This window comes from Campylobacter sp. MIT 97-5078, from assembly GCF_006864455.1.
Classification (GTDB): Bacteria; Campylobacterota; Campylobacteria; order Campylobacterales; family Campylobacteraceae; genus Campylobacter_D.
Genome location: NZ_QHLK01000025.1, coordinates 1 through 6037, shown reverse-complemented (window position 1 = coordinate 6037; position 6037 = coordinate 1). Strand labels below are relative to the sequence as shown.

Genomic DNA, 6037 nt, shown 5'->3' with positions numbered 1-6037 from the left:
AAGTTGCTCTGCTGTGTTCCCACCCTGAAGCGGTACTTTAAGATAGTATTGCACAGGTCTAAAAAAGGGCAATTAGGATCATAGCAAAATTTACTTAAAATTTTGTTGAATAAAATCAAATTGCTAGTTTTTATAATATAAACACAACTTAATGGAACTTTCGTGGTTTGATTCCAAACAAAAATATATAGATAATTTATCAAATATCAAGAAAATCCCAGAGTTGATTTTGTGCTTGTTTTTGTTTATCTTAAAGCTTTTTAGTATGCCAGTGTTTTCATTAAAATCACTCTAAAAAGCCCTCACTTTGGCTTGTTTGATAGCTGTTCTGAATAATCACTGCTACGCCAGCTAAGCTAATCTTTTTAGTGTTTGAGCCAAATTTTAGCTTTTTCTTTTAGTTTTTTGATGTCACTTGAAGCATAATAGCTTACTTTTGTTTTTTTGTTTTTTCTTTTGAGATGGAATTTGCGTTCAAGTTGATCAGCAAGGGCTTGTCCTGAGTGAATCAGCAGGATATCTTCTCCAAAATATTCTTGCAAGGATTTTGCAAGTAGTGGAAAATGAGTGCAACCAAGTATTAAAGCTTTTGGCTTGCTTTGTAAAGAAGAAAAATAGTATTCAAAGGCACTTTCAACGATTTTTCCTTCAAAAATTCCCTCCTCAACCATAGGCACAAAAAGCCCTGTGGATAGAGCTTTAATGTGAGAAAAGCCTAATTTTTCGAGGAGGTTTTGATAGCGTTTAGATTTTATCGTCGCTTGAGTAGCAATGATGAGAATTTCATCATTTTTATTTTGTAAAGTCTTAGATACCGCGCTTACGCCAGCATCAATGACGCCAAAAATAGGCATTTTAGTCCTTGCTCTAAGTTCTCTTAGAGCATACGCACTCACTGTGTTGCAAGCAATGATGAGCATATCGAGGTTAAAAGGCTCAAAAAATTCCAAAGCCTCTAAAGAAAAACGCACTATAGTTTCTTTATCTTTTACTCCGTAAGGCACGCGTGCTGTATCGCCGTAATACACCACTTCATCAAAAAACCTCGCCTCAAGCAGAGGCTTTAACACGCTCAAGCCACCAATCCCGCTGTCAAATACACCTATTCTCATTTTTGCCTCATTTTATATATCGTCTTGCACCTAAGTATTTAGGTTTCCAATAACTGCTATTTAACGAACCTTTTCTTGCCCCACCGCGAGGTGAGAGATGGATAAAATTATCATTTTGAACATAAATTCCCACATGCAAGCCATTTGGTCCCCTTCCTGTCCTAAAAAACACCAAATCCCCAGCTCTTAAATTCTTGCGTGAAATTTTTTGTCCGCTTTTCATTTGTAAAGCAGTTGTTCGTGGAATTTGTGTGCGAAAGTGTTGTGAAAGCACGCTTTGAGTAAAGCCAGAGCAATCTGCACCATTTTTACTTGCCCCGCCCAAACGATACGGCGTTTTTTGCCATTCTTTGTGAATACTTTCAAGCTTTGAGGGTGTGGCATTAACACCTCTTTGTGTTTTATATGATGAATGAGAGCTAAAACAAGCTGATATAAAAAAGCTTAAGCTTATAATAAAAATAAATTGTAAATTTTTCATCATTTCCTTTAAACAATACGTCTGAAAATTTAAGACTTTGCAAAAAATCTCAAATAAGCAAAGCCAAAAATTCCAGAACATAAAGATGCTAAAAGTATGGCAAAATTATCTGCATAATTAAAAACATCGCTTACCTCATACGCAAGTCTATCGATAAACAAACTCATCGTAAAGCCAATGCCTGTGAGTATGCAAACCCCATAAAGTTGTTTAAAGGTCGCTCCTTCTGGGAGTTTAGTAAATTTAAGCTTGATACTAAGGTAGCTTAGTGCAAATACACCGATTTGCTTTCCTACAAAAAGTCCTAAAAATATACCTAAACTCACGCCTGAAAAGAAGCTTGAAAAATCAATGTTTGATAAATTTACCCCAGCATTTGCAAAGGCAAATAAAGGCAAGATCATAAAACCCAACCACGCTTTTAAACCTTCATAAATTTCTTCTAAGAAAGGCTCGCCATCTTTGGTGTATAAAGGGATAAAAAATGCCGTAACCAAGCCAGCTAAAGTCGCATGAACGCCACTTTTTAAGACGCTTATCCAAAGGATTAGGGAGCAGATAAAATAAAAAGATTTACGTGTAATTTTGAGTAAATTTAAAACAAACAAAGCACAAATAGTAAGCATGGCAATCACAAGAGCAAAAACCGAAAGCTTATTTGTATAAAAGATTGCGATGATTAAGATCGCCCCAACATCATCAAAAATAGCTAGGCTTAATAAAAAAATTTTAAGGCTTATTGGCAAATGCTTACCGCACATCAAAAGTATGGCAAGTGCAAATGCCGTATCTGTAGCCGTTGGTATCGCCCAACCCCTTAAAACATAAGGATTATTAAAATTAATCAAAGCAAAGATGAGTGCTGGAACGATAATCCCGCCTATCGCACCAAATAAAGGCAGGGTAATATTTTTTGGATTTTTAAAATCGCCTTGTGTAAATTCCTTTTTTAACTCAAGTCCTATGGAAAAGAAAAAAATTGCGATAAGCCCATCATTAATCCACAGCAAAAAAGGCTTGAAAAGCTCAAATCCTCCAGCCTTAAAACCAGCCTCAAGGCTAAGAAAATTTTTATATACTCCTTGATATGAGCCGTTTTCTATCCACAACGCAAGCAAGGTTGCGACGATAAGTAAAACTCCGGCAAAAGCTTCGTTTTTAACAAAATTTTTAAGTGCTTGCAAGTTTGTCCTTTTTCTCAATCTTAACACACTTAAGATAAATATAAGCAACCAAAGCACTTACAAAGCTTGCAAGCAAGATAGCTAAGCGATCAGCGTGTTCAAAGGCACTAACATTTTCAGCATACGCAAGTCCATCGATAAACAAACTCATCGTGAAGCCAATGCCCGTAAGTATGCAAATTCCATAAAATTGAGCATAACTCACATTTTGTGGCAGGGTAGCGACTTTAAGCTTAATGCTGATAAAGCTAAATAAAAATACACCGATTTGTTTTCCTGCAAAAAGCCCTAAAAATATACCTAAGCTTACCGGTGATAAAAGGGCTGAAAATTCCATATCACGCAAGTCAATACCAGCATTTGCAAAGGCAAATAAAGGCAAGATAAAAAAGATTACCCAAGGATCAAGATCGTGATAAAGATGCTTTAAAAAAGGTTTGCCATTTTTTCTTTCTACGGGGATAAAAAGTGCCACAATAACACCAGATAAAGTCGCATGAACGCCACTTTCAAGCATAGCTATCCACAAAATCACACCCACGATAAAATAAAAAGGCAATTTGCTCACGCGTAAGTAGTTTAATATAAAAAGTGCCAATATACAAGCTATGCACACGAAAATTGCTAAGCTTGAAAGCTCGTTTGTATAAAATAAAGCGATGATAATGATCGCACCAAGATCGTCAAAAATTGCTAAAGAAAGTAAAAAAAGCTTTAAACTTGCCGGGACTTTGTTACCCAAAAGCATTAGAATTCCTACTGCAAAAGCTATATCAGTAGCCGTTGGTATAGCCCAGCCTTTCATCGCAAACGCGTCATTATAATTAATCACCCAAAAGATCAAAGCTGGCATGATCATACCGCCTAAAGCACCAAATATAGGCAGTGAAACAGCTTTGATATGTTGTAATTGTCCTCTTAAAATTTCATATTTAAGCTCAAGTCCTATGCAGAGGAAAAAAATAGCGATAAGTCCGTCATTAATCCAGTGGAGCAAGGTTTTAGAGATAGTAAAATCATTCACTGAAAAACTTACTTTAACATATAAAAAATTCTCATAAATAGCACTAAATATAGTATTTTGGCATACAAGAGCAAAAAATGTGCAAGCGATGAGTAAAAATCCCGGAAAAGATTCGTTTTTTACAAGTCTTTTGATATTTTTCATTACCAGTGTTTATTCTTTCTTAAAAATATAGAGTTTTGTTTGTATAAAGACAAAATTTTAAGGTATTTTACTTAAAAAAGTTAAATTTTTGTTTTAAAATGCAATGAAATAAAGAATTTTTATGATAAAAAGCTAAGACTTTGTTTTAATGCAAAGTCTTAGCTTTTTTACGCATAAATATCAAGCACCTCGCTTGAGTTTGCTTCAGTAGTGCTTTCAACGAGCTGGGCTATCATTTCTTCATTGCTTTGCACAGCTTTTTGCAAAGCTGAAGTGCTTGTAGCAACGAGCAAAGAAGCATTACCATAAGTTGAATCTTGGATCATATTCTCTCCTTTTCTATATACTTGTATTAAGATTATATCGTCAAATTCTAACTAAAACTTAGAGTAAAAATGCAAAAAAAACGCATTTTAGGAATTTTTTGCATTTTTTTATGATACAATACGCCTGCTTTATTTATTTTGATTTAAAGGAGTTTTTATGAAGTTAATTAAACTAAGTCTTGTCGCAGCTGTAACCACAGCTTCGTTTTCAGCACTTAATGCGATTTCTTTAGAAGATGCGATTAAGAATGTTGATTTTTCAGGTCAGTTAAGATACCGCTACGATACAGGTAGCTGGGACGGCTCTCAAAACAATTCTGGCATCAGTGCTCAAGACAATATCGGTGGACATCAACAACACAATATAAGAGCAAGATTGGGTGCTAAAGCTGATATTGGTGATGGTTTTAAGGTGTTTGGACAAGTTCAATACGGACCAGATAACGATGGTGGCTATGGAGTTGGTAACACAACGGTTACAAACAAAACTTTTGAACTTCGCCAAGCGTATTTGCAATATGATCTTGCTGATTATGCAACAAGTTTTACCTGGGGTAAGCAAGAATTTACGTCCATTTGGACTGATGATATCTCTTCAATGTCAGCTAGGGCAACTTACACAGGTGTTGAAGGCTTGACTTTAACTGCTTTTGCTGTGGATAGTTTTGAACAAGATAGTGATAGACCTTTTTGGGATATAGATAAATATGAAGCTACTACTGATAACAATGGCATCGTTACAACTTCAGCAGCACAAAATACAGCAAATTCAGTTGGTGATTTTCTCTTTAGACAAAATCTCTATGGCGTAGCTGCTATAGGTTCTTATGATCTAGGTGGTTCTAACCTTGATACACAACTTTGGTTAGGCTATCTTAACAAAAGAGCGTTTTTCTATGCTCTTGATGTGGTGTATGGTTTAGATATCGATCAAGACTTAAACTATACGTTGCAATTAAGCTATTTGGGTAACTCTGTTGATTCTGCTTTAAAAGATAGAATGGTTGCACAAAAAATGACATCAGCTCCTGCGAATTTGCCTACTGGTGGAAATGCAGATGAAACACTCATCGCAAATGGAAATTTGATCAACTTAATGGGAACTTTAAAAGGTTATGGCTTTGATGGTTCTTTAGGTGGGGTTTTGTATGGTAAAAAAGGTAAATTTACCATCAATAGACTCGATGATAGCTTTCTTGCTGGTGGTAGAGAAATCTTTTATGTAAAAGGTTCAAATATCATGAACAGCTTTGGACAAAACACTTTTGGCTATGTAAAAGCTGGCTATACTCTTCCTTCTGATTTAAGACTTGGTGTGCAATTTGTGTATGGTTCAACTCAAGCTGGAGATAGAAATATAGGCAATGCTGAGTATTACGGCGGTGGCGATAAAATGGAAGCTGTTGTAGAAGCAAGCTATAATTACAGCAAAAACCTTGATTTCTTGCTTTGGTATTCTTATCTTGACTGGAAAAGCAATAAAGGCGTAGGAACTAATGGTAACTATGAAGATGCTAAAAATACCAAAGACACTGTGAGATTCCAAGCAGTTTATAAATTCTAAATTTCACATTTAAAGAGGCTTTATGCCTCTTTGCTTTTTTAATGGTGTATTTGAATTTTTATCTTTGACTTAAAAAATTTATTCTTTTTTAAAAGATTTAATATGCTTTACAAGCCATACTTTATTGAAATTTAAAAATATTAACCTCCCCAAACCCAAACAATTTAATAAAACTTTAAGCTTATTTGTATATAATTTCATT

General features: G+C 35.0%; 6 protein-coding genes. 1 reads left to right on the top strand and 5 read right to left on the bottom strand.

Translation table 11 applies throughout. The features are described 5' to 3' along the window. Window positions 1–365 precede the first annotated feature (365 nt). From murI to DMB91_RS08940, 5 genes are all read right to left on the bottom strand, one after another. Window positions 366–1112 carry a glutamate racemase gene (gene murI / locus DMB91_RS08490; protein ID WP_034907036.1) on the bottom strand — a complete coding sequence of 249 codons (747 nt, stop codon included), beginning with the start codon at window positions 1110–1112 and terminating at the stop codon, window positions 366–368. Between the two features lie 7 nt (window positions 1113–1119). Next, window positions 1120–1593 carry a C40 family peptidase gene (locus DMB91_RS08485; protein WP_034907037.1) on the bottom strand — a complete coding sequence of 158 codons (474 nt, stop codon included), beginning with the start codon at window positions 1591–1593 and terminating at the stop codon, window positions 1120–1122. A gap of 29 nt (window positions 1594–1622) precedes the next feature. Beyond that, on the bottom strand, window positions 1623–2777 hold the full coding sequence (nhaA, locus tag DMB91_RS08480; RefSeq protein ID WP_143116905.1) for a Na+/H+ antiporter NhaA: 1155 nt from the start codon (window positions 2775–2777) through the stop codon (window positions 1623–1625). Further along, a complete protein-coding gene (gene nhaA, locus DMB91_RS08475; RefSeq protein ID WP_143116904.1) occupies window positions 2764–3945 on the bottom strand; it encodes a Na+/H+ antiporter NhaA in 1182 nt (393 codons plus the stop codon). The genes nhaA (DMB91_RS08480) and nhaA (DMB91_RS08475) overlap by 14 nt, the downstream gene beginning before the upstream one ends. A 167-nt stretch (window positions 3946–4112) precedes the next feature. Next, window positions 4113–4271 (bottom strand): hypothetical protein, encoded by a 159-nt coding sequence (locus tag DMB91_RS08940; protein ID WP_156104152.1) that lies wholly within the window; start codon window positions 4269–4271, stop codon window positions 4113–4115. A 157-nt stretch (window positions 4272–4428) separates the two neighbouring features. Between DMB91_RS08940 and DMB91_RS08470 the strand changes: the two genes are divergently transcribed. Beyond that, the gene (locus DMB91_RS08470) at window positions 4429–5835 is read left to right on the top strand and encodes a major outer membrane protein (protein WP_143116903.1); all 1407 of its coding nucleotides are present in this window, start codon (window positions 4429–4431) and stop codon (window positions 5833–5835) included. Window positions 5836–6037 lie beyond the last annotated feature (202 nt).